Here is a 22,347-nt window from a genome sequence, read left to right on the forward strand (position 1 = left end):
CACGCCTGCGCACGTCCAAATTAGTAATAGTACGAATCATTCTTGCCAGATATGTTCAATACATACTAATGTCCGCACCGTCATCGAAGACAATGCGGAGAACGACCATGGCTGTGGCCAGCGCCGAGACTGCCCGGCGCGAGCAAACCATCACCGTCGCCGGCTGCAGGACCCATCTGTTGCGCAGCGGCAAGGGCGCGCCCTTGCTGTACCTCCATGGTGCCGGGGGCGGCGGCAAGTGGCTGCCGTTCATGGAGCAACTGGCCACCCGCCACGAGATCATCGCGCCCGAGCATCCGGGCTATGGCCGGAGCGACACGCCCGACTGGTTCGATAACATCCACGATGTGGCGTACTTCTACCTCGACCTGCTGAAGGCGCTGGACCTCGACGGCGTGCACCTGGTCGGCTCCTCGCTGGGCGGATGGCTCGCCTGCGAGATGGCGGTGCGCAGCACAGCCCGGTTGGCGAGCCTGACGCTGATCGGCTCGGCCGGGCTGCACGTCAAGGGCGTGGCGCGGCCCGATACCTTCATGTGGACTCCGGAGGAGGCCGTGCGCGGCCTGTTCCATGATCAGGCGCTGGCCGACAAGATGCTGGCGGCGCCGGTATCCGATGACGAGCTGGAATGGCAGATGAAGAACCGGTTCGCCACCGCGCGGCTGGCCTGGGCGCCGCGGTTTTACGATCCGCATCTGCACAAGTGGCTGCACCGCATCGATGTGCCGACCGCCGTGTTCTGGGGTGCCCAGGACCAGCTGATCCCACCCGTCTATGCCGAGCGGTTCGGCGAACTGATTCCGGGCGCGACAGTGCGCACGTTCGAGGCTTGCGGGCACCTGCCGCAGGTCGAGCAGCCGCAAGCTTTTGTCGCGGCATTCACCGCGTTCATCGGAGGGGCAGCGTAATGCGTTTCTTCTTCTTCCACCTGATGCCCTATGCGCCGCTGGATCTCGACTACGACAAGACGCACAAGTCGGCGTGGGTGACGCTGCCCAACAGCTACTATGACGCCAAGCTGGGCGCCGATCTCTACAACCGCTACCTCGACGAGCTGGAGTATGCCGACGAGCTCGGCTTCGAGGGCATCAGCGTCAACGAGCATCATCAGACCGCCTATGGCCTGATGCCGGCGCCGAATGTTTTCGCCGGCATGCTGGCGCGGCGCGTCAAGCAGGCCAAGATCTGCATCCTGGGCCGCGCCCTGCCGGTGCTCTCCAACCCGCTGTCGATTGCCGAGGAATTCGCGGTCCTCGACAACGTCACCAAGGGCCGCATCATCACCGGCTTCGTGCGCGGCATCGGCGCCGAGTACCATTCGATGGCGGTGAATCCGGCGGAAAGCCACGCCCGGTTCCACGAGGCGCATGACCTGATCGTGCAGGCCTGGACCCGGCCGGGGCCGTTCGCCTACGAGGGCAAGTACTATCACTTTCCCTACGTGAACATCTGGCCGCGTCCTTACCAGACGCCGCATCCGCCGATCTGGGTACCATCGCAGGGGTCGCGCGAGACCATCCAGTTCGCTGCCGCGCGCGAGCACAAGTATGTCTACCTGCAGACCGCGACACCGGCGGAAATGCTGTTCAAGTACATGCGCGCCTATCGCGAGGAGGCGCTGCGTCAGAACTACGAGGCGAGCGCCGATCAGCTTGGCTGGTCGGTCAAGATCTATGTCGCCGAGACTGATGAGATCGCCAAGCGCGAGGCCAAGCCGCATATCGAGGCCTTCGTGAACAAGTTCCTGCGCATGCCGGTGGAGATGCTGCTACCGCCCGGCTACAGCTCGATCGAGTCGATGAAGGGCGTGATGGCCGCCAAGAAGACGATCACCGGCGGCGCGCGGACCATCGATCAGCTGCTGGAGCAGGGCACCTTCATCTGTGGCAGCCCGGCCACGGTGCGCGCCAAGCTGGAGGAGTACCAGCACAAAGGCGGCTTCAACATCGTGATGGCCGGCCTGCATTTCGGCACGCTGCCGGCCGAGCTGACCCGCAAGAACATGGAGATCTTCGCCCGCGAGGTGATGCCGCACCTGAAGGACCGGGTACCCGAAGGCTACCGCCCGATCGCGGCGGAGTAGCTATCCCCGGGAGCGCGGGCGTCCCGCCCGCTCATCTCAGGCGAAGCAACGCCTTCGCCTTGATGCGGGCCAGAGGCCCGCGCTCCCAGGAGGTCAGTTAATCCTCCAACCCCACGATCCGGCGCAGGAAGGTGATGAACTGCGCCTGCTCGGCCGGATCGAGCGTCGCCAGGAAGCGCTGCTGCGTGCGGCGCACGGCGTCGTCCATCGCGGCGACCAGCTTGCGCCCTTTGGCGGTGAGCGACAGGAGGCGGCCGCGGTGGTCGGCCGGATTGACCGCACGCACGATCAGGCCGCGCCGTTCCAAGCGCACGATGACGTTGCCCGCCGTGGATCGGTCGAGCGCCACCAGGCTGGCGACGGTGTTCTGGTCGACGCCGGCATGATGCGCCAGTGCAACCAGCACCACGTGCTGCGGGCCGGTGATGCGGAATTTCCGGGTCTCTTCGCTGAAGATGGTGACCGAGAGCTGATGCGCTCGCCGCACCAGGTGGCCTGGCTTTTCGTCCAGCTGGTGCAGGCCACCGGTTGTTGTCGGGCGCGTCTTCATGAACGTACGAACAAAGGCATGATCGGTCGAGTATGCGCGGGCGCGCCTTGCTGGGATAGATGATTTCCTTTAGCTTCATAGCATCAACAAGTGGTGGGCGAGCAGGATTGATGAAGAAGGAAAGGCCGGCAGTCATTGCCGATCTGCTCGAAAAACCCGGCCATTTGATCCGACGCGCGCACCAGTTCTCCGTGGCAGTGTTCGAGGGACTGGCCGCGCGCGACCGTATCACGGCACCACAGCACGTCGTGATGACGGCGCTCTTCAAGCACCCGGGAATCGACCAGGTCACGCTGGCCAAGCTCGTCGCCCTGGACAAGGTAACGACCGGCACCATCGTGTCGCGGCTGGAGCGGCGCGGCCTGCTGCGGCGCGAACAGTCGAGCCAGGACCGGCGTGCCCGCGTGTTGCTGCTCAGCGAGACGGGCCGCGAGCTGCTGTTGCGGATGCAGGACACGGTGCGCCAGTCGCAGACGAACCTGCTGGCCAACCTGACCCAGTCGGAAGGCAAGGATCTGGTGCGCTTGCTGCGCAAGCTGATCGGCGCCGAGCCCGCTGCTGGTGCTCGCAAGGCGAAGCGGCGTCAGCCGCGGAAGTAGTAGGCACTGTCCCTTCGCCCTCGTTCATCAGCAGGCAGGGAACTTGCTTGACGGCGCGGATATCCCACGGCATTTTCAAATAGTAACAATACTAACTAAACAGACGAAGGTCGTGCGGGCCGGCGCCTGCCGCCAGCGACTGTTCAAGCGCCATCCGGGGAACGAGGAAGGAAACCGATGACCGAGATCAATCGCCGCGGCCTGTTGCGCGGTTCCGCCACAGCCGGCGTGCTGACCTTGGCGGGTCTGCCGCTGGACGCCGTGGCCGCCGACGCCAAACAGCTTGTCGTCCAGAGCGGCGCGCTCAATTCGTTGGATCCGGCGCATCAGATTTCGGCCGGCGATGAAGGCCGCGTCGCCATCCTGATCAGCAATGCGCTGCTGCGCTATGCGGCGGGCGAGAAGTTCGACCTCGTGCCCGATCTCGCCACCGGTTACGAGGTCGGCGACGGTGGCAAGACCTATACTTTCAAGCTGCGCCAGGACGTGACGTGGCACGGCGGCTTCGGCAAGTTCACGGCGCGCGACGTGAAATTCTCGATCGAGCGCGTGCTGGATCCGGCGACCAAGTCGCGCAATGCTGGCCAGTTCAAGGACGTGGCTGCGGTCGAAGTCGTCGACGACGACACCGTGCGCTTTCGCCTCAAGGAGCCGTCGGCGGTGTTCCCGCATGCGGTCGCCACGTTCCGCGGCGGCTTCATGATGTGCGAGGCGGCGGCCAAGGCGCAGGGCGCTGACTACGGCAAGCTCGTGATCGGTACCGGGCCCTACATGCTGGAAAAGGCGGTGCTGGACCAGGAAATCGTGCTCAAGCGCAACGATGCCTATTTCGGCGACAAGCCGAAGCTGGAGAAGATTGTCTTCCGCGTCATCCGCGAGTCGAGCACGGCGTCACTGGCTTTCGAGCGCGGCCAGCTTGACCTGATCGACGTCAACGACCGCGAGGCGACGGACCGCTACGCCAAGGATCCCAAGTCCACGCTGATGATCTCCAGCGTGACGACCGGGCTCTACCTGCTGACCTTCAACACCGGCAAGGCGCCCTTCGACAAGAAGGAGGTACGCCAGGCCTTCCAGCACGCCATCAACAAGAAGGCGATCGTGGATGCCGTCTACGCGCAGCGCGGCCGCGTGGTGGACTCGGTCGTGCCGCCGGGTATCGAGGGCTATGCGCAGGTCAAGGCCTATCCGCACAATCCGGATCTGGCGCGCAAGATGCTGGCGGACGCCGGCGTGAAGGACCTGAAGTGCAGCCTCACCGTGCCGACGAGTTATCAGCGCGAGGCGGTGATGATCCAGGCCCAGCTGAAGCAGGTCGGTGTTACCCTGGATATCAAGCTCATCGACCGGCCGACCTGGTTCCGCGCGCTGGGCCAGTCGGATCACGACATCATCTGGAACGCGCATTTCCGCGCGCCGGCGGCCGATGCGTTCCTGTATCCCAGCTATCATTCCTCGAACCAGCCGCCCAAGGGTACCAACTGCGCCTTCTACGCCGGCGTCGACGACCTGATCGACAAGGCGCGCGTGACGTTCGACGACAAGGCGCGCGCCGAACTCTACGCGCAGGCGCTGCAGCGCATCGCCGAGGACAGCCCGGCAATCCCGCTGACCCTGGAGCTCAATACCTACGTCACCCGCAAGACTGTGAAGGACATCAACGTCTATCGCGTGCCGGAGAATGCACCGGTGCTTGAACGGGCGTATATCGAGAAGTAGTTCATCGTCGTCTTGCGTCCACGATGGTGGCGGCGAGCGAGGAAGGTTTCACCATAGAGACATGGAGCACAGAGACACAGCGTCGCGTAACCATAGGCGCTCAGAATTCTCTTTCTCTGTGTCCCTCTGTGACCTCTGTGGTTCATCTTTTTCCATAGTGGCTCTGCATGGGTAGCGAAAGTCACCTGCGTTCATGGGCATCCTGATCCGCTTCCTGTCCCAGGCGTTGCCGACCCTGCTCGGGGCCGTCACCATCCTGTTCCTGCTGTTGCGCATGATCCCCGGCGATCCGGCGCAGGCGATGCTGGGCGCGGACGCCACGGCGGCGGACCTCGCGCGCCTGCGCCAGGATCTCGGATTGGATCAGCCGCTGTGGGTGCAGTACGGCGTGTTCCTGCACAACTTCGTGGTCGGCGACTGGGGTAATTCCATCGTCACCAAGACGTCGGCGCTGGAGCGGGTGATCGAGGCGCTGCCCAGCACCTTGATGCTGTGCGCGGCGGCGATCGTGGTCATCATCGGCATCAGTCTGCCGGCCGGCGTGATCAGTGCGGTGAAGCGTGACAGCTGGATCGACTACGGCGTTTCGCTGGCCGTCTTCCTGCTGATGTCGATGCCGCAGTTCTGGCTCGGCCTGCTGCTGTTGCTGGTGCTGTCCTATTGGCTCGACTGGTTTCCGATCTTCGGCGCCGGCGAGGCCGGCGATATGCTTTCGCAGTTGCATCACCTGGTCCTGCCGGCACTCACCCTGGCGGCCGGCTTCCTCGGCCTGGTCACCCGGCTCACGCGCTCGAGCATGCTCGAGGTGCTGGGGCGCGACTATGTGCGCACGGCACGCGCCAAGGGCGTGCGCGAGCCCGTGGTGATCGTGAAGCATGCGCTGCGCAATGCCCTGCTGTCGGTGGTGACGGTGATCGGCCTGACGATGGGCCAGCTGCTGGGCGGCGCCGTGATCGTCGAGGTCGTGTTTGCGCGGCCCGGTGTCGGCACGATGATCTGGGATGCCATCCTGCAGCGCGACTATCCGCAAGTACAGGCGGCGGTGGCGGTGTTCGCCGCGCTCTTCATTTTCACGAACTTCCTCACCGACCTGCTGTACGGGCTGCTCAACCCGCGGATCCGGGTCTGATCATGCTGGCGCTCATCCTCAAGAAACCCAAGGCGGTGGCGGGCCTGAGCCTGGTCGGGTTGATGCTGTTGCTGGCCCTGCTGGCACCGTGGATCGCACCCTACGATCCGCTGGCACTCGATCCCGCCGTCAGCAACCAGGCGCCATCCGGACAGTTCTGGCTGGGCACGGACTTCTTCGGCCGCGACGTGCTGTCCCGCATGATCTGGGGCGCCCGGCCGTCGCTGCTGATCGGCTTCGCCAGTGTCGCGGTCGGCTGTCTGATCGGCTCGGCCATCGGTCTGGCGGCAGGTTATTTTCGCGGTTGGGTCGACGCGGTCCTGATGCGACCCGTCGACGTGCTGCTGAGCTTTCCGATCGTCGTGTTGGCTCTGGCCCTGGTCGCCGCGCTGGGACCCAGCCTGTTCAACCTGATCATCACCATCAGCCTGCTGTTCGTGCCGCGGTTCGCGCGGGTGGTACGGGCCGAGGCGATGGCGCTGCGCGAGCTGGATTACATCGATGCGGCGCGCGTCGCCGGGCAGCGGCCTGTGGCGATCATCACGCGGCACGTGCTGCCCAATGCGATGGCGCAGATCATCGTTACGTGCACCGTGTTCATGGCCAACGCCATCCTGGTCGAGGCCGGCCTGTCCTTTCTCGGCGTCGGCGTCACGCCGCCCGAGCCGTCGTGGGGCAACATGCTGGCCGAGGGCCGGAACAATATCCTGGGCGCGCCGTGGCTCACGACATTCCCCGGCGTGATGCTGACCCTGACCTTGATCGGCTTCAACCTGCTGGGCGACGCATTGCGCGACATTCTCGATCCGCGCCTGCGCGGCCTGCACAGCTGAGGGACGCGCGCATGACGCTGGTGAGCCCGCACCTCTGTCATCCCGAGCGCAGCGAGGGATCTCGTCTGCTCCCTGGATCCCTCGCTGCGCTCGGGATGACAGCATGCGTTGCGACGACCGATGCCACCGGGACCTGACATGACACTGCTGTCCGTCAACAACCTCGCCACCGAGTTCAACACCCAGGCCGGGCCGCGGCGGGCGATCGACGGCGTGAGCTTCAGTGTCGAGCGCGGCGAGGTGCTGGGCATCGTCGGCGAGAGCGGTTCGGGCAAGAGCGTGACGGCGCTCTCCATCATGGGTCTGATCGACCCGCAGGTCGGGCGCATTTCAGGCGGTTCGATCACGTTCGACGGTCGCGACCTTGTCGGCCTGAAACTGGCTGAACTGCAGGCGTTGCGCGGCAAGCGCATCTCGATGGTCTTCCAGGAACCGCTGTCGGCGCTCAATCCCTGCTTCACGATCGGTGATCAGATCGGCGAGGTGTTCGTGGCGCATGGCGATGGGGCCGGCGCCGCGACGCGTGCGCGCGTGCTCGAGCTTCTGAAGCTGGTGCACATTCCCGATCCAGAAGGCATCCTGCGGCGCTACCCGCATGAGATCAGCGGCGGCATGCGCCAGCGCGCCATGATCGCCATGGCGCTGGCCTATACGCCCGACCTGCTGATCGCCGACGAGCCCACGACGGCGCTGGATGTCACGATCCAGGCCCAGGTGTTGAACCTGATCGATCGCCTGCGCCAGGAATTGAAGCTCGCGGTGATCCTGATCACGCACGACATCGGCATCGTGGCGCAATACACCGATCGGGTGGCGGTGATGTACGGCGGCCGCATCGTCGAAACCGGTCCGGCCGAGACCCTGCTGTCGGCACCGCGACATCCCTATACGATCGGGCTGTTGGCCTCTGTGCCGCGACTGGGCGCGCGCCGACCGGGCGAGCGGCTGCAGGAGATCCCCGGCACCGTGCCCTCCATCACCGAGATCCTGCCCGGCTGTCGCTTTGCATCGCGCTGCGCGCACCGCATGAGCCGGTGTGACGAGCAGGCACCTGCGCTGGTGGAGCGCGCGCCGGGGCAGGCGGCGGCGTGCTGGTGGACGGAGGCGGCATGAGCGCGCCGGACGGCTTATTGCTCGAGGTCAACGACCTCGCGATGCGCTACGCCGTGCGCCGGCGCTCGCCGTTCGAGGCACGGCGTTACGTGCATGCCGTCAACGGCATCGATATCCGCCTGCGCCATGGCGAGACGTTGGGCATTGTCGGCGAAAGCGGTTGCGGCAAGACCACGCTGGCGCGGTGCATCCTGCGCCTGCTGGAGCCGACCCGCGGTCGCATCGTACTGAACGGACGCGACATCACTCATGCCAAGGGTGGTGAATTGCGCGCGGCGCGGCGTGACATGCAGTTCGTGTTCCAGGACCCGTACGCGTCACTCGATCCAAGGCTGCGGGCGGTCGATCTGGTGCGCGAACCGCTCGACGCCCTCTCGACCCTCTCACGCGCCGAGGCCAACGAGCGGGCGATCGGGCTGCTGGAAAAGGTCGGCCTGACACGGGCGCAGGCGCAACGCTATCCGCACCAGTTCTCCGGCGGCCAGCGCCAGCGCATCGGGATCGCGCGTGCGCTGGCGTTGAACCCCAAGCTGGTGCTGGCCGATGAGCCGGTCAGCGCGCTGGACGTATCGATCCGGGCCCAGATCCTCAACCTGATGGCGGCGCTGCGCGAGGAACTGGGGCTCAGCTACATCGTGATCTCGCACGACCTCGCGATCATCGACCATGTCTGCGACCGCGTGGCCATCATCTATCTCGGCCGCATCGTGGAGCAGGGCGAGGTCGCCGACGTCTTCAACCGGCCGCGGCATCCTTACACGCAGGCGCTGCTGGCCGCAGTACCGCATCATGATCCGCGCCAGCGCCGGCGCGCGGCCGAGATCGTGGGTGACCTGCCTAATCCGACAGCGCCGCCGCCCGGTTGTACCTTCCACCCGCGCTGCCCCAAGGCCACCGACCTCTGCAAGCGCGTGGCCCCGCAGACGACCACGACCGACGGCCACGACGTTGCCTGCCATCATCCGGATTAACCGTCATCTTTGGACCGCGCGCGTCCACGCGCGCATTCGCTCGGAGCGAAGCGGAGTGCGAACGTCGGCGCTAACGCGCACAGGCGAAAGCAAAGCTTTCGCCGAAGATGCGCGCGTGGACGCGCGCGGTCCAAAAAAATGGAGAACACCTGATGCATCCCGTCGTTGATGTGATCCGCGCCGAGCTCGGCGATGTGGCGGTGCTGACCGGCGAGGACGTGGCGGCGCGACCGGTGTCGCGCATCATCAAGAGCGGTTGCGCGGCCATGGCGATCGTCAGGCCCAAGAGTACGCAGGAAGTCGCGCTGGTGATGCGGCTGTGCCACGAGGCCGGCATTGCCGTGGTGCCACGCGGCGGCATGACGGGGCTGGTCGGCGGCAGTCTGGTGGGGCCGGACGAGATCGCGCTGTCGCTGGAACGCATGACACGCATCGAGGAGGTCGATCTGCTGACCCAGACCATGACGGTCGAGGCCGGCGTGCCGCTGCAGGCGATCCAGGACGCGGCCGAGGCGCATGACCTGCTGTTCCCGCTCGATCTCGGTGCGCGCGGGTCGGCCACCATCGGCGGCAACATCGCCACCAACGCCGGCGGCAACAAGGTGCTGCGCTACGGCATGGTGCGCGACATGGTGCTGGGGCTGGAGGCCGTGCTGCCCGACGGCGAGATCGTGTCCTCGATGTTCAAGATCCTGAAGAACAACACCGGGATCGACCTCAAGCAGCTCTTCATCGGCAGCGAGGGTACGCTGGGGATTGTCACCCGCGCCGTCCTGCGCTTGCAGCCGGCGCCGCGCTCGCGCCAGACCATGCTGGGTGCCTTCCGCGATTTCGATGCCGTGACCCGGACCTTGGCTCATATGCGCGCGGCGTCGGGCGGCAACCTCAGTTCTTACGAGGTGATGTGGCGCGACTACTACCTGCTGCTCACGGCGCCGGACCGCCACGCACCGCCGCTGGATCAGGCCTATCCGTTCTATGCCCTGATCGAGTGCGAGGGTGCCGATCCGGCCGGCGACGATGCGGCGTTCCAGTCACATCTCGAGACGGCGATGGAGCGCGGCTGGCTGGCCGACGCGGTGATCGCACGCTCGGAAGCCGAGCGGCAACAGTTGTGGCGCATCCGTGACGACGTCCACTACCTGCTGACCCTCTCGCCGCTGTTCGTGTTCGACATCAGCCTGCCGATCGCCGAGATGGACAGCTATGTGGCCAATCTGCGTGTGGCGCTGGAACAGCGATGGACGGCGCCGACGCTGATTTCCTACGGCCACCTCGGCGACGGCAACCTGCACCTGGCGTTGTCCTGCGGCACTGTCGCCGACAAGGAGGCGGTGGAGCGGCTGGTCTACGAGCCGTTGCAGGCGTTCCGCGGCTCGATCTCGGCCGAACACGGTATCGGCGTCGACAAGAAGAAGTATCTCGGCATCACGCGCACGCCGGCCGAAATCAAGCTGATGAGGGCGCTGAAGATGGCCATCGATCCCGCCGGACGCCTGAACCCCGGTAAGATCGTTTGAGCGTCTCTCTGTCATGTCGAGTGTAGCGAGACATCCAGGCGCTGCCCTGGATCCCTCGCTACGCTCGGGATGACAGCTTCAGCGAATTGTCCTATGTCGCGTCAACGTGAGAGCGAGCATGACTGACCTTCCCATCCTGATCTCGGGCGGCGGCATCGGCGGACTGGCAGCGGCGCTGGGCCTGGCCAACAAAGGCCATGCCGTGACGGTGCTGGAGCAGGCGTCATCCCTGGGCGAGATCGGCGCCGGCATCCAGATCGGCCCCAACGCGTTTCATGCGCTCGACCGCCTGGGCGTTGGTCCGGCGGCACGCGCCAAGGCCGTCTATGTCGATGCGTTGGTGCTGATGGATGCGCTCTCCGACGAACAGGTTTGCGCCATCCCGCTGGACGAGCCGTTCCGTCAGCGCTTCGGCAATCCCTATGCCGTGATCCATCGCGCCGATCTGCACGGCGTGCTGGTTGACGGCTGCCGCGCCCATGAACGGGTCACACTGCGCACCGGAGCCCGGGTTGCGGGTTACGATCAGGACGGCGCTGGCGTGGCAGCGCGATTGGCCGATGGCGAGCGTGTGAAAGGCCAGGCGCTGATCGGCGCCGATGGCCTGCATTCGCCGGTGCGTGCGCAAGTGGTGGGCGATGGTGCGCCGGTGGTCTCGGGCCACACGACGTATCGGTCGGTGATCCCCACTGCGATGATGCCGGAGGCCCTGCGGTGGAACGGCGCCACGCTGTGGGCGGGGCCGAAGTGCCATATCGTGCACTATCCGTTGCAGGGCTGGAAGGTGTTCAACCTGGTGGCCACGGTGCAGAACAACGCGACAGAGGCGGTGGCGGGCGAACCGGTGCCGACCGAACTGGTGCGGCAGAGCTTTGCGCACCTGGCGCCGCGGCCGCAGAGCATCATCCATGCCGCCGAGAGCTGGAAGCGTTGGGTTCTGTGCGATCGCGAGCCGCAAGAGCGCTGGATCGACGGCCGAGTGGCGTTGCTGGGCGATGCCGCGCACCCGATGTTGCAGTACATGGCGCAAGGCGCCTGCATGGCCATGGAAGACGCAGTATGCCTGGCCGAAACCGTGGCCACCGCGGCCGGCGACATCGACGCCGGCCTGGAGGCTTACCGCGAGCGGCGGTTGCCACGCACCACGCGCCTGCAGCTCTCCTCGCGGGCCATGGGTGAATACGTCTATCACCCCGACGGCGCCCGCCGCCTGGCGCGCAACGCCTGGCTCAAGGCGAAGAGCGCGACGGACTTCTTCGACAGCGTCGAATGGCTCTACGGCGTGCGTGGCATGGCGGTGTAATCGCAGGGTTGTTCAAATCGTCATCCCGAGCGCAGCGAGGGATCTCCCGGGAACGGAGACTCTGTTTCTTCGAGATGTCTCGCTGCGCTCGACATGACGGATCGGCCATAGAACCGACCAGCACAGGACAAGTGCACGCTTGTCTGTGGATGATCGCGCCCGGCGTCATCTAAACGTCACCAGCGCGCAAAGGGAGCGCAACGCGCGCGGGGTACGCGGCAGGACCGCCAGCATCGGAGGTCCCATGCGCCTTTCCCGCCGCACTGCGCTTGCCATGCCTGCCATTCTCATTGCCGGCCCGGCGCGCTCCGCCGACGCGCGCATCGATCTGGTGCATCTCTTCTCGGGCGCCGATCATCCGGCCCAGAAGGTGATCGCGGCGTTCAACGACCGCAAGCTCGGTGTCACCGTCGTGTCGCGCCAGGAGGGCACGACCTACGAGGCGATCACCACCAAGGCGATGGCCGGCATCGCCGCCGGCCGGCCGCCGGCGATCATGACCACGGGCTGGAAGCTCGCTGATTTTGCCAAGAAGACGCTGGGCGCGCAGGACTTCAACGCCATCTACGGTGCCGACCGGACGGCGGCGTTGATGGCCAACTTCCGGCCCGGGCTGAAGGAGATCTGCACCGTCGGCGGCAGCCTGATCGGACTGCCGTGGGCGATGTCGACGCCGGTGCTCTACGTCAACATGACCCTGTGGAAGCAGGCGGGCCTCGATCCGGCGCAGGTGCCGGCCACCGTCGAGGCGCTCTATCCGCTGGCCAAGCAGCTGCAGGAGCGCACCGGCAAACAGGGCCTGATCTTCGAGGTCAACGAGTGGCTGCCGCAGGCATTCATCCAGAATGCCGGCGGCGACGTGATCACGCGCGAGGGCCAGCCGGCGATGGACAGCGCTGCGGCGGTGCACGCCATCGAGCGTTTCGTGGAGCCGCGGCGCATGGGTATGTGGAACGTGCTGTCCATCGGCGAGATGGTGACGGCGTTCCAATCCGGCGCCATCGGCGTCATGGCGTCGTCCTCGGCGCGCCAGTCGGTGATCCGCGCGCAGGCGCAGTTCGAGTTGGCGCTGTTCCAGTTGCCGGGCTTGGAAGGCCGGCCGCGGCGCATGAACTCGGGCGGTAATTTCCTCGCCGTCTACGCTACCAACCGCGAGCAGCGCGAGGCGGCGCTGACGTTCTTCCAGCACATCGCTTCGGCCGAGGGTTTCCGGCCTTGGCTCGCGACCGGTTACATGAACACCACCGTTCATGACCTGCCGGCACCGGGCAACGAGGCGGCACATGCCCAGCTCGCCGGCGGCCTGACGTCGGAGACGATCTGGCCGGGCGCGCGCGGGCTCGAGGCACTGCAGGCGCATATCGAGTGGATCAGCCGTATCGTGAACGGGGCGGTCAGCGTGCCCGAGGGACTGCGCGGCTCGCGCCAGGCTGTCGAGCGCCTGATCTCCAACGCATGATGGGCATGGAGCGGCCTTCATGGTGAGCTTGTCGAACCATGAAGGCATCGCACGAGCGTCGGTGCAGACCGCTTCATGGTTCGACAGGCTCACCATGAAGCGATTTTCGAGCCGACGTTCCCCGCTCATCTGGTGGCTGATGGCGGCACCGGCGGTGCTGCTGTGCCTCGGCTTCGTGTGGCTGCCGATGGCGGCGACGTTCGGCCTGTCGGTGGTCGATGTGAATGTGCTGCGCGGCATGGCGGTGTGGCGCGGCCTGGCGCACTACGGGGATACCCTGGCCAACCCCGATTTTCATCTCGCGCTCAAGAATACCGCGATCTACCTCGCCGTCCTGCTGCCGCTGCAGATCCTCGTGCCGCTGCTGCTGGCCTATGCGCTGATGCACCTCGCCGGCCGCGTCGTGTCGCTCTATCGCGGTGCGCTGTTCCTGCCGGCGGTGTTGTCGTTTCCGATCGCCGCCGTCGTCTGGCTGTGGCTGTTCAACCCGGTTGTGGGCGTGCTGAACGCGGTGCTGACCGCGCTCGGCGGCATGCCGCAGCGCTGGCTGAACGATCCCGATATGGCGATCTACGCGGTGTGCGCCGTATCGTTCTGGAAATGCTTCGGGTTGAACCTGCCGATCTTCGCCGCGGCACTGGCCAACGTGCCGCCCGAGCTGCGGCAGGCGGCGGCGCTCGATGGCGCTGGTCCGTGGCGGCGCGCCTGGCATGTCGAGCTGCCGATGATCTCGCCGACCCTGTTCTTTGCCGGCGTCACCACCTTGCTGCTGGTGCTGGACGAGATCGTGGGCGCCGTCGACGTGCTGACCGAGGGTGGGCCGTTCAAGACCAGCACCAACCTGCTGTACTTTCTCTACGAGCGCGCGTTTCGCCATTTCCAGTTCGGCGAAGCGGCGGCGGTTGCGACCCTGATCATGGGACTGGTGGCCGCCGCAACCTGGCTGCAGTTCCGGATGTTCGAACGCCGTGTCCACTACGCTTGACGCCCTGCCTCAGGCAGCGCCGCTGCCGCGCGTACGCCTGAAACTGCGCTGGCGCCTGCGCCTGCCGCTGCTGCACGTCGCGCTGGCGGTGCTGTCGCTGCTGACGGTGATGCCGCTGCTGTGGATGGTGCGCACTGCCTTCACGCCGCACGCCGAGGTGTTCCGCTCGACCCTGGCGCTGGTGCCGGCCAATCCCACCGTGGCCAACTTCCCGGCCGCCTTCGGGCTGTTTCCGGTGGGTGACTGGTTCCTGAACTCGCTGGGGGTGGCGACGGCCTGTGCGCTGGGCAAGCTGATCGTTGCAGCGCCAGCGGCGTTCGCCTTCGCGCGCGGCCGCTTTGCCGGCCGCGACGCGGGTTTCGCGCTGGTCGTGGGCACGATGACGGTGCCCTATGTCATCACTTTGATCCCGACCTACATGGCCGTGGTCCAGGCCGGCCTCTACGATACGCACCTTGCCGTCATCATCCCCACGGTAGCGCATTGCGGCTTTGCCTGCTTCTTCCTGCGCCAAGCGTTCCGGCAACTGCCGGGTGAGATCTTCGAGGCCGCCGCCATCGACGGCGCCGGCCCCTGGCGACAGTTCCTGCTGGTGGCGCTGCCCAACGTGCGCGCCGCCCTGGCGGCGCTGTTCGTGCTGGGCTTCCTGTCGGCGTGGAACCTCTATCTGTGGCCGCTGCTGGTGCTGGAGAGCCCGGAGCACAAGACGCTGGCGATCGGCCTGAAGCTGTTCGCCACCACCGGCGAGCAGGGCGGTCAGTGGGGACCGCTGATGGCCACCGCCATGCTGGGCGTGGCGCCGGTGCTGATCCTGTTCCTGCTGGCGCAGAAGCAGATCGTGTCGGCGTTCGTCACCTCAGGGATACGGTGATCATGGTGGGTCAATGAGTCCACCCGCACCGCCGGTTTAACGGTTCGCATCTTGAGCCGGGCAGGGCATGATCCCGTCAGGGTCGGTTTCTCGTCAGCGAAAGGATCGGACACATGCCCACGGTGACCACCAAGGACGGCGTCGAGATTTTCTACAAGGATTGGGGCACGGGTCAGCCCATCGTGTTCAGTCACGGCTGGCCGCTGTCGGCGGACGACTGGGATGCCCAGATGCTCTTTTTCCTCGGCAAGGGGTTCCGCGTGATCGCCCATGATCGTCGCGGCCATGGGCGCTCGACACAGGTCGGCAGCGGTCACGATATGGATCACTACGCCGACGACCTCGCGGCGCTGACCGCACACCTGGATCTGAAGAACGCAGTGCATGTCGGTCATTCCACCGGCGGCGGCGAGGTGGTCCACTACCTGGCGCGCCATGGCGAGAGCCGCGCATCGAAAGCGGCGATCATCGCCGCCGTGCCGCCGTTGATGGTCAAGACGGATGCCAACCCGGGCGGATTGCCCAAGGAGGTGTTCGACGGCTTCCAGGCGCAGGTCGCCACCAACCGGGCGCAATTCTACTACGACGTTCCGGCCGGACCGTTCTACGGCTACAACCGGCCGGGTGCCAAAGCCGCGCCCGGCGTGATCTGGAACTGGTGGCGCCAGGGCATGATGGGCGGCGCCAAGGCGCACTACGACGGCATTGTCGCCTTCTCCCAGACCGACTTCACCGAGGACCTGAAGAAGATCACCGTACCGGTCCTGGTCATGCATGGCGATGACGATCAGATCGTGCCTTACGCCGATTCGGCGCCGTTGTCGGCGAAGCTGCTGAAGAACGGCATCCTGAAGACGTACAAGGGCTTTCCGCACGGCATGCCCACGACCGAAGCGGAGACCATCAACAACGATCTGCTGGCCTTCATCAAAGGCTAGGGAAACGGCGGTGCCGGGACTCCGGTCCCGGCACCCATTGCGTGGGACTTTGTCATCCTGAGCGAAGCGAAGGATCTGTTGTGCAGTCGGTTCGCACGGAACGATCGATGACGCACGTGCGTCAGTTTCCATATTCCGTGCGTGTCGACGGCTCAACAGATCCTTCGCTTCGCTCAGGATGACAAGACGCGATGACCAACCGTCAGAACTTATAGGCGGCTGAGACGAACACGAAGTCGGTGCGCCGGCCGCCGATGCGTTGAAGAGCGCTGCCCGGTTGAAAGTGCACGTACTGGCTGGCGAGTGTGATGTTGGGGGTCGCCTGCCATTCCAGTCCGACGATGGCCTGGTGGCCGATGAAGCGGCCGCGCTGGCCGGCGGTGCCGGCGATCGGCACCAGCGGTGGGCCGTAGATGGCGTCCGCTGTCGTCTGCCGCCACAGCGGGTTCCAGGCGAGTTCGGCCGATAATGCGGGGGTGAGTTCAAGCTGTAGCGAGGGCTGGACGTCGATGATGTTGGCCGGTGAGACCAGGTTGGCGTCCGAGAAATAGGGTAGGCGCGGATAGAGCGCGTTGAACGTGCCCAGGCGGCCGTCGTTGCCGTTGCGGTCGCCGCTCGCGATGTCGGCCTTGAGCCCGAGACGCGGTTTCAGCGGCAGTGTCTCGAATGTCACGCCGACATTGCTGGCGATGGTCCAGGCGCGGATATCGCCGCCGCCGAAACGGCCGAACTGGAAAGCACCTTCCACATCCCAGTCGAAGGTGCCGGCCTTGCCGAACAGGCGCATGCCCAGCGTGTGGCGCTGCTCGCGCGCGGCACCGGCGGCGAAGCGGCCGCGGTCGCGCTTATAGCCGAGATAGTAGAGATCGGCCTTCAGCGGCCCGATGATCGGCCCGGTGCCGTAGACACCCCACAGCTGCTCGGCCTTGTTGGCCTTGTCGTCGAGCCCCTTCGGGGAGATCGCGACCGGCCGCGCGTAGAGGGCATCGACGCGATAGTTGCCGCTGGCGAGAAACACCCGGCCACCATCGAAGGCGCGGCGGATGTTCGGGCTGTCGCGCACCGAGACCAGGCGCGAAGAGCCGAAGCTCATCTCCTGCCGGCCGCCGCGCAAGGTCAGGCGACTGACACCCAGCGGCAGCGCAATGTCGAGGAAACCCTGCATGAGGTCGAACCGGTCGATATCGGTCAGCGCCGGCCCGCCCTTGCGGCCTGACTGCATCAGGCTGCCGACCTGCAGGAACAGGCGGGCGGTGTCCTGTATCCGAAGGTCGGCGTGCAGCAGGGCGCGATGCAGGAAGACACGATCGCGCGGCTTCTCCAGACCGAAGCCGGGATTGCGAAAGGCTTCGAACCGCTCGCGCAGTTCACCGCCCAGTGTGAGCGTCGTGCCGTTGCCCAGCGGGATGCATTTGATGCCGTCGAGGAATTCGGTCCGCCGAGACGGATCGCACAGCGCGCGCCAATCCTCGTCGAAGCGGTGCATCTTGAACGCCGGGCGATTATCCTCCTGCGCCGATGCCGCGATCGGCTGCAGGAAGAGAGCGGCCACTGCGACCGCAAGGGCGTAACGGACCATGCGGTCACGACCCTCCGGCCGGCGCCGGCGTCGTGACGACCAGGACGGCGAGCGCGGCGATCGGCACCAGCAGGCACCAGAACGACGCGGCGGCGTAGCCCAGCGCGCCCAGCAGGGCGCCACCGGCGAAAATGGCGAGCGCCGGGGCCATGCGGACCAGGCGTGCGCGTACGGCGTCACGGTCGACCGTATCTGAGCGCAACAGGTCGACGATATCGATGACCACCTGCGTGGTGTTGCCGGTCATGATCGTCGTGGGTGCGTGATTGGCGAGAATGAGCCGTCCCTTGGCATTCTGAATTGCCATTGCCGCGACCCCGAGCAGACCCGCGATCACGGCCATCGGCGCATCGGCCGAGACGATCGGACGTGCCGCAAGCCCCAGCGCCATGAACAAGGCGAGAAACACCAATTCGGCGACAATCAGTGGGCGCAGGGCGCTGCGCCCGTCGCGCTCCAGGGCCAACACCGTTAGCCGGGTCGCGGCGACGGCGATCACGAACATGGGCAGTGCCAGCAGCTTGCCGATCACGCCCGCGGTCGATTGCGCGGCGAGTTCGGCGCCGATCAGCACAAAGTTGCCGGTGACATGGGCGGTGAACAGTCCCGCCAGGGCCACGAAGCCCACCACGTCGACGTAGCCCGCCACGAATGCCAGCAGGCCGTTCATCAGCAGGGCGCGGCTGATGGGGACGGTTGGAACCGCGGGCGCGCTCATCGTGTTGGCTCCTCCGATCGGGCGACGAGGATCGACACCAGCAGGAAGCCGCCGACCAGCCCCACATGCTCGAAGAACGTCGCCATGTCGCGGGCCTGCTCGATACCGGTCTTGGTCCAGAAGGCGTGGGCGAGCAGGGTGGCCACGACCGTGAAGCCGGCCAGCAGGCCGGCGCCGATCCAGACCGCGCGGCCGCCGACGATCACCAACGCGGCGCCGCCGAGTTGCGTTGCGATGACAAGGACGGCCAGCACTGCGGCCGGCTCAATGCCGGCCAGGGCGCGCACTTCAGCGATCGCGCCGGAAAAGTCGAGCGTCTTCGTGACGCCGCTCACTACGAAAGCCGATACCAGCGCGATGCGCGCCAGCAGCGCCATGCCCGGGCGGGAGAGCCAGTCGGAAAGCGTCTGGGTTAGGGTGGTCATGGCTAGACCGCCCAGCACGCGCAGCCGAGCACACCCCAGAACGATCGCGCGTCGCGGGTGGGAACGGCGGTGCTCCAGCCGGTGGCATGGGCATGGCCGTGCACCCCGCACGGTGAGCCACAGCCGCACGACGCGGCGGCGACACGCTGCACGGCGTTCTGGTTGGTCGCCTGCTTGTGATAGCCGCCGAAGGTGCGCACCGGCGACCACTCGGGCATGGCGGGTGGTGGCGGCGGCGCCTGGCCCGCGAAGTCGCCGGCGCCGTAGACCGGCTTGCCGTCGACAATGGTCAACACCGACTGCAGGTGCTGGATCGTGTCGGCCGGCACCGTGAAATAGTCGCGGTCGAGCACCGCAAGGTCGGCGAGCTGGCCGACCTCGATACGTCCCTTCTTGCCCTCTTCGTTGGAGAACCAGGTCGTGTTCTCCGTCCACAGGCGCAGTGCCGTCTCGCGGTCCAGGCAGTTGCGCTCGGGATAGAGACGCAGTCCGCCCAGGGTCTTGCCGGTGACGAGCCAGGCCAGCGACACCCAAGGGTCATAGGAGGCGACGCGGGTGGCGTCAGTGCCGGCCGAGATCTTCACGCCGGCGTCCATGATACGCTTGATCGGCGGTGTACTCTCGGCCGCGTTGTGACCGTAGCGCTCGACGAAGTACTCGCCCTGATAGGCCATGCGGTGCTGTACGGCGATGCCGCCACCGAGCTTGGCGACCCGATCGATGTTCTTGGCGCTGATGGTCTCGGCATGATCAAAGAACCAGTTCAGGCCCCGCAGCGGAACGTCGGCGTTCACCTTCTCGAAGACATCGAGCGCCCGGCCGATGGTCTCGTCGTAGGTGGCGTGCAGGCGCCACGGCCAGCGGTTCTGGGCCAGGATGCGCACGACGGCCTCGAGCTCGCCCTCCATCTCGGGCGGCATGTCGGGCCGCGCCACCCGGAAATCCTCGAAGTCGGCGGCCGAGAACACCAGCATCTCGCCGGCGCCGTTGAGCCGGAAGTAGTCGTCGCCCTGGTGGTACTTGGCCTGGCTGGTCCAGCGCAGGAAGTCGTCCTTTTCCGCCTGCGCTTTCTGGGTGAAGAGGTTGTAGGCGATGCGCAGGGTGAGCTGGCCATCGGCGTGCAGGCGCTCGACGACGGCGTAGTCGTCGGGGTAATTCTGGAAGCCGCCGCCGGCATCGATCACCGACGTGACGCCCAGCCGATTGAGGTCGCGCATGAAATGGCGCGTCGAGTTCAGCTGGTAGTCGAATGGCAGCTTGGGCCCCTTGGCCAGGGTGGCATAGAGGATGCCGGCGTTGGGCTGTGCCAGCAGCAGGCCGGTCGGGTTGCCGGCAGCATCACGCTGGATCTCGCCGCCCGGCGGGTTCGGCGTGTCCTTGGTGTAGCCCACAGCCCGCAGCGCCGCGGCGTTCAACAGCGCGCGGTCGTAGAGATGCAGGATGAACACCGGTGTGTCGGGCGCGGCGGCGTTGATCTCGTCGAGCGTGGGGAGGCGCTTTTCGGCGAACTGGTGTTCGGTGAAGCCGCCCACCACGCGCACCCATTGCGGCGGCGGCGTGTTGGCGACCTGGCGCTTCAGCATGGCCATGGCGTCGGCGAGGCTGGGCACGCCGTCCCAGCGCAGCTCCATGTTGAAGTTCAGCCCACCGCGGATGACGTGGATGTGGTTGTCCTGCAGTCCGGGGATGGCACGCCGGCCGCCGAGATCGATGACGCGCGTGTTCGCGCCACGGGTCGGCAAGACCCCGGCGATGGTGCCGACGGCGGAGAAGCGGCCGGCGGTGATGGCGACGGCTTCCGCGGCGGGGTTGGCGCGGTCCAGCGTCGTGAATTTGCCGTTGGTGAGGATCAGATCGGGAGTGGCTTGAGCCATGGCAGGAGTCCTGACGAGGCTGGCGGCGCTGAACGCCGCTGCACCGGCGACCGTTTGCCTGCGGGTAATACGCGTCATGTTCTGCCCCAGAGTTCCGCAGTAAGCTCAGCCGGCGGCAGGGCGCCGCCGGCTGCCCGGCTTCGCCTCAGGACGAGGCGGGATTGGGGCCGATCCTCTGGCCGTGCTTGACCCGCTCCGCTAGCTTGTGGACGTGGGTCACCGCGTAGTCGATGCCCATGCCGTAGGCGCCGGAGTGCTCCTTTACGATCGAGGTCACGGCGTCATAGGTTTCCTTGCGCGCCCAGTCGCGCTGCCATTCCAGCAGCACCTGCTGCCAGGTCATGGGAACGACGCCGGCCTGCACCATGCGGTCCATGGCATATTTATGCGCATCGAGCGACGTGCCGCCGGATGCATCCGCCACCATGTAGATTTCGTAGCCACCGTCTTTCATGGCGCACAGGGCGAATGTCGTGTTGCACACCTCGGTCCACAGGCCCGAGACGATCACCTTCTTGCGCTTGTTGGCGGCGAGCGCATCGCGGACGTTCTGGTCGTCCCACGAATTCATCGAGGTACGCTCGAGGATCTTGTTCTCCGGGAACACCGCCAGCAGTTCCGGATAGGTGTTGCCGGAGAAGGACTCGGTTTCGACCGTGGTGATCGTGGTCGGAATGTCGAACACCTTCGCGGCCTTCGCGAGGGCGACCACGTTGTTCTTGAGCAGCTGGCGGTCAATCGATTGGACGCCAAACGCCATCTGCGGCTGCTGATCGATGAAGATCATTTGTGAGTTCTGTGGCGTCAGCACGTCGAGCTTGGGATCGGTCATTTTTGTCTCCTTTCGGATCTGCTTTCGGATTCGACAACGGGTCTTCAGCGGGTTTGCTGGGTAGGTCAGGGCAGGTCGAACAGCAGGACTTCCGTGCCCGCTGTCGTGGCCGCGATCGCGATAGACGTTTCGCCGCTCACCGCAGCGCCATCACCGGTGCGCAGCGCCGTGCCGTTGACCGCGACGGCACCACGCGCGACCTGCACCCAGGCGCGGCGTCCGGCAGGCAGCTCGAGCACCGCCTGCTCGCCGGTATCGAGGACCGAGGCGTAGAGGCGTGCGTCCTGGTGGATCACGACCGAGCCGTCAGCGCCGTCCGGCGAGGCAACCAGGCGCAGGCGGCCGCGCTTCTCATCGGCGGGGAATGCCTTCTGGTCGTAGCGCGGCTTCAACCCGTCGCGATCCGGGATGATCCAGATCTGCAGGAAATGGACGGGATCGTCCTTGGAGTGATTGAACTCGCTGTGGCGGATACCGGTGCCGGCCGACATCACCTGCACGTCGCCGGGCCGGATCACCGAGCCGGTGCCCAGGCTGTCCTTGTGCTCCAGCGCGCCCTCCAGGACGTAGGAGATGATCTCCATGTCGCGGTGGCCATGGGTGTCGAAGCCGGCGCCGGCGCGCACGCGATCCTCGTTGATCACGCGCAGGGGGCCGAAGCCCATGTGCTGCGGGTCATGATAATGACCGAACGAGAAGGTGTGCTGGCTGTTGAGCCAGCCAAAATTGGCAATCCCGCGGTCTTCGGCCTGTCTGACGGAGATCATGGCGTCCTCCTGCATTTGGTGGTGCCACTATCCATCCGTATCGATTTGCAGACAATTATGTAAATTGTGGTATCAGTGT

21 protein-coding genes are annotated in these 22,347 nt (G+C 66.0%); 14 read left to right on the forward strand and 7 right to left on the reverse strand.

What is annotated here, in order from left to right; translation table 11 throughout:
• Window positions 1-107: 107 nt before the first annotated feature.
• Window positions 108-908, forward strand: coding sequence for an alpha/beta fold hydrolase (locus FQU96_RS19305; RefSeq protein ID WP_146542951.1), 801 nt, complete (start codon window positions 108-110; stop codon window positions 906-908).
• Window positions 908-2,083 carry an LLM class flavin-dependent oxidoreductase gene (locus FQU96_RS19310; RefSeq protein ID WP_146542952.1) on the forward strand — a complete coding sequence of 392 codons (1,176 nt, stop codon included), beginning with the start codon at window positions 908-910 and terminating at the stop codon, window positions 2,081-2,083. The genes FQU96_RS19305 and FQU96_RS19310 overlap by 1 nt, the downstream gene beginning before the upstream one ends.
• Before the next feature lie 97 nt (window positions 2,084-2,180).
• Here FQU96_RS19310 and FQU96_RS19315 read toward each other — a convergent pair whose 3' ends face one another.
• The gene (locus FQU96_RS19315; RefSeq protein ID WP_146542953.1) at window positions 2,181-2,633 is read right to left on the reverse strand and encodes a MarR family winged helix-turn-helix transcriptional regulator; all 453 of its coding nucleotides are present in this window, start codon (window positions 2,631-2,633) and stop codon (window positions 2,181-2,183) included.
• A gap of 110 nt (window positions 2,634-2,743) precedes the next feature.
• Here FQU96_RS19315 and FQU96_RS19320 point away from each other — a divergent pair, with 110 nt between their 5' ends.
• The 12 genes from FQU96_RS19320 (at window position 2,744) to FQU96_RS19375 (ending at window position 16,073) form a co-directional block, all read left to right on the forward strand.
• The gene (locus tag FQU96_RS19320) at window positions 2,744-3,232 is read left to right on the forward strand and encodes a MarR family winged helix-turn-helix transcriptional regulator (RefSeq protein ID WP_178130588.1); all 489 of its coding nucleotides are present in this window, start codon (window positions 2,744-2,746) and stop codon (window positions 3,230-3,232) included.
• 177 nt (window positions 3,233-3,409) lie between these two features.
• Window positions 3,410-4,951, forward strand: coding sequence for an ABC transporter substrate-binding protein (locus FQU96_RS19325; RefSeq protein WP_146542955.1), 1,542 nt, complete (start codon window positions 3,410-3,412; stop codon window positions 4,949-4,951).
• Window positions 4,952-5,144: 193 nt separating this feature from the next.
• Window positions 5,145-6,080 carry an ABC transporter permease gene (locus FQU96_RS19330; protein WP_146542956.1) on the forward strand — a complete coding sequence of 312 codons (936 nt, stop codon included), beginning with the start codon at window positions 5,145-5,147 and terminating at the stop codon, window positions 6,078-6,080.
• A 2-nt stretch (window positions 6,081-6,082) separates the two neighbouring features.
• On the forward strand, window positions 6,083-6,913 hold the full coding sequence (locus FQU96_RS19335) for an ABC transporter permease (RefSeq protein ID WP_146542957.1): 831 nt from the start codon (window positions 6,083-6,085) through the stop codon (window positions 6,911-6,913).
• Between the two features lie 138 nt (window positions 6,914-7,051).
• Window positions 7,052-8,026 carry an ABC transporter ATP-binding protein gene (locus FQU96_RS19340; protein ID WP_146542958.1) on the forward strand — a complete coding sequence of 325 codons (975 nt, stop codon included), beginning with the start codon at window positions 7,052-7,054 and terminating at the stop codon, window positions 8,024-8,026.
• Entirely contained in the window at window positions 8,023-8,997 is a 975-nt protein-coding gene (locus FQU96_RS19345; RefSeq protein WP_146542959.1) for an ABC transporter ATP-binding protein, read from the forward strand. Before FQU96_RS19340 ends, FQU96_RS19345 begins: the two co-directional genes overlap by 4 nt.
• A 152-nt stretch (window positions 8,998-9,149) precedes the next feature.
• Window positions 9,150-10,517, forward strand: coding sequence for an FAD-binding oxidoreductase (locus tag FQU96_RS19350; RefSeq protein ID WP_146542960.1), 1,368 nt, complete (start codon window positions 9,150-9,152; stop codon window positions 10,515-10,517).
• Between the two features lie 118 nt (window positions 10,518-10,635).
• Window positions 10,636-11,820 (forward strand): 3-hydroxybenzoate 6-monooxygenase, encoded by a 1,185-nt coding sequence (locus FQU96_RS19355; protein WP_146542961.1) that lies wholly within the window; start codon window positions 10,636-10,638, stop codon window positions 11,818-11,820.
• A 244-nt stretch (window positions 11,821-12,064) separates the two neighbouring features.
• On the forward strand, window positions 12,065-13,279 hold the full coding sequence (locus FQU96_RS19360) for an extracellular solute-binding protein (RefSeq protein WP_146542962.1): 1,215 nt from the start codon (window positions 12,065-12,067) through the stop codon (window positions 13,277-13,279).
• Between the two features lie 19 nt (window positions 13,280-13,298).
• Window positions 13,299-14,264, forward strand: coding sequence for a carbohydrate ABC transporter permease (locus tag FQU96_RS19365; RefSeq protein ID WP_146542963.1), 966 nt, complete (start codon window positions 13,299-13,301; stop codon window positions 14,262-14,264).
• A complete protein-coding gene (locus FQU96_RS19370; RefSeq protein ID WP_255468406.1) occupies window positions 14,248-15,135 on the forward strand; it encodes a carbohydrate ABC transporter permease in 888 nt (295 codons plus the stop codon). Before FQU96_RS19365 ends, FQU96_RS19370 begins: the two co-directional genes overlap by 17 nt.
• A 113-nt stretch (window positions 15,136-15,248) precedes the next feature.
• The gene (locus FQU96_RS19375; RefSeq protein ID WP_146542964.1) at window positions 15,249-16,073 is read left to right on the forward strand and encodes an alpha/beta fold hydrolase; all 825 of its coding nucleotides are present in this window, start codon (window positions 15,249-15,251) and stop codon (window positions 16,071-16,073) included.
• A gap of 202 nt (window positions 16,074-16,275) precedes the next feature.
• On the opposite strand, the gene FQU96_RS19380 is transcribed toward FQU96_RS19375, so the two are convergent.
• The 6 genes from FQU96_RS19380 to FQU96_RS19405 form a co-directional block, all read right to left on the reverse strand.
• Window positions 16,276-17,652: an alginate export family protein gene (locus FQU96_RS19380; RefSeq protein WP_146542965.1), complete on the reverse strand. Its 1,377-nt coding sequence runs from the start codon at window positions 17,650-17,652 to the stop codon at window positions 16,276-16,278.
• 4 nt (window positions 17,653-17,656) lie between these two features.
• Window positions 17,657-18,370: a YoaK family protein gene (locus FQU96_RS19385; protein ID WP_146542966.1), complete on the reverse strand. Its 714-nt coding sequence runs from the start codon at window positions 18,368-18,370 to the stop codon at window positions 17,657-17,659.
• Window positions 18,367-18,795 (reverse strand): DoxX family protein, encoded by a 429-nt coding sequence (locus FQU96_RS19390; RefSeq protein ID WP_146542967.1) that lies wholly within the window; start codon window positions 18,793-18,795, stop codon window positions 18,367-18,369. Before FQU96_RS19390 ends, FQU96_RS19385 begins: the two co-directional genes overlap by 4 nt.
• Window positions 18,796-18,797: 2 nt before the next feature.
• Entirely contained in the window at window positions 18,798-20,738 is a 1,941-nt protein-coding gene (locus tag FQU96_RS19395; protein ID WP_255468414.1) for an amidohydrolase, read from the reverse strand.
• Between the two features lie 76 nt (window positions 20,739-20,814).
• Window positions 20,815-21,501, reverse strand: a complete 687-nt coding sequence (locus tag FQU96_RS19400) for a hydrolase (RefSeq protein ID WP_146542969.1) — start codon at window positions 21,499-21,501, stop codon at window positions 20,815-20,817.
• Between the two features lie 65 nt (window positions 21,502-21,566).
• Complete coding sequence (locus tag FQU96_RS19405) at window positions 21,567-22,268, reverse strand: pirin family protein (RefSeq protein WP_146542970.1); 702 nt, start codon at window positions 22,266-22,268, stop codon at window positions 21,567-21,569.
• Between the last annotated feature and the right edge of the window lie 79 nt (window positions 22,269-22,347).

The organism is Reyranella sp. CPCC 100927 (assembly GCF_007859315.1).
Classification (GTDB): domain Bacteria; phylum Pseudomonadota; class Alphaproteobacteria; order Reyranellales; family Reyranellaceae; genus Vineibacter.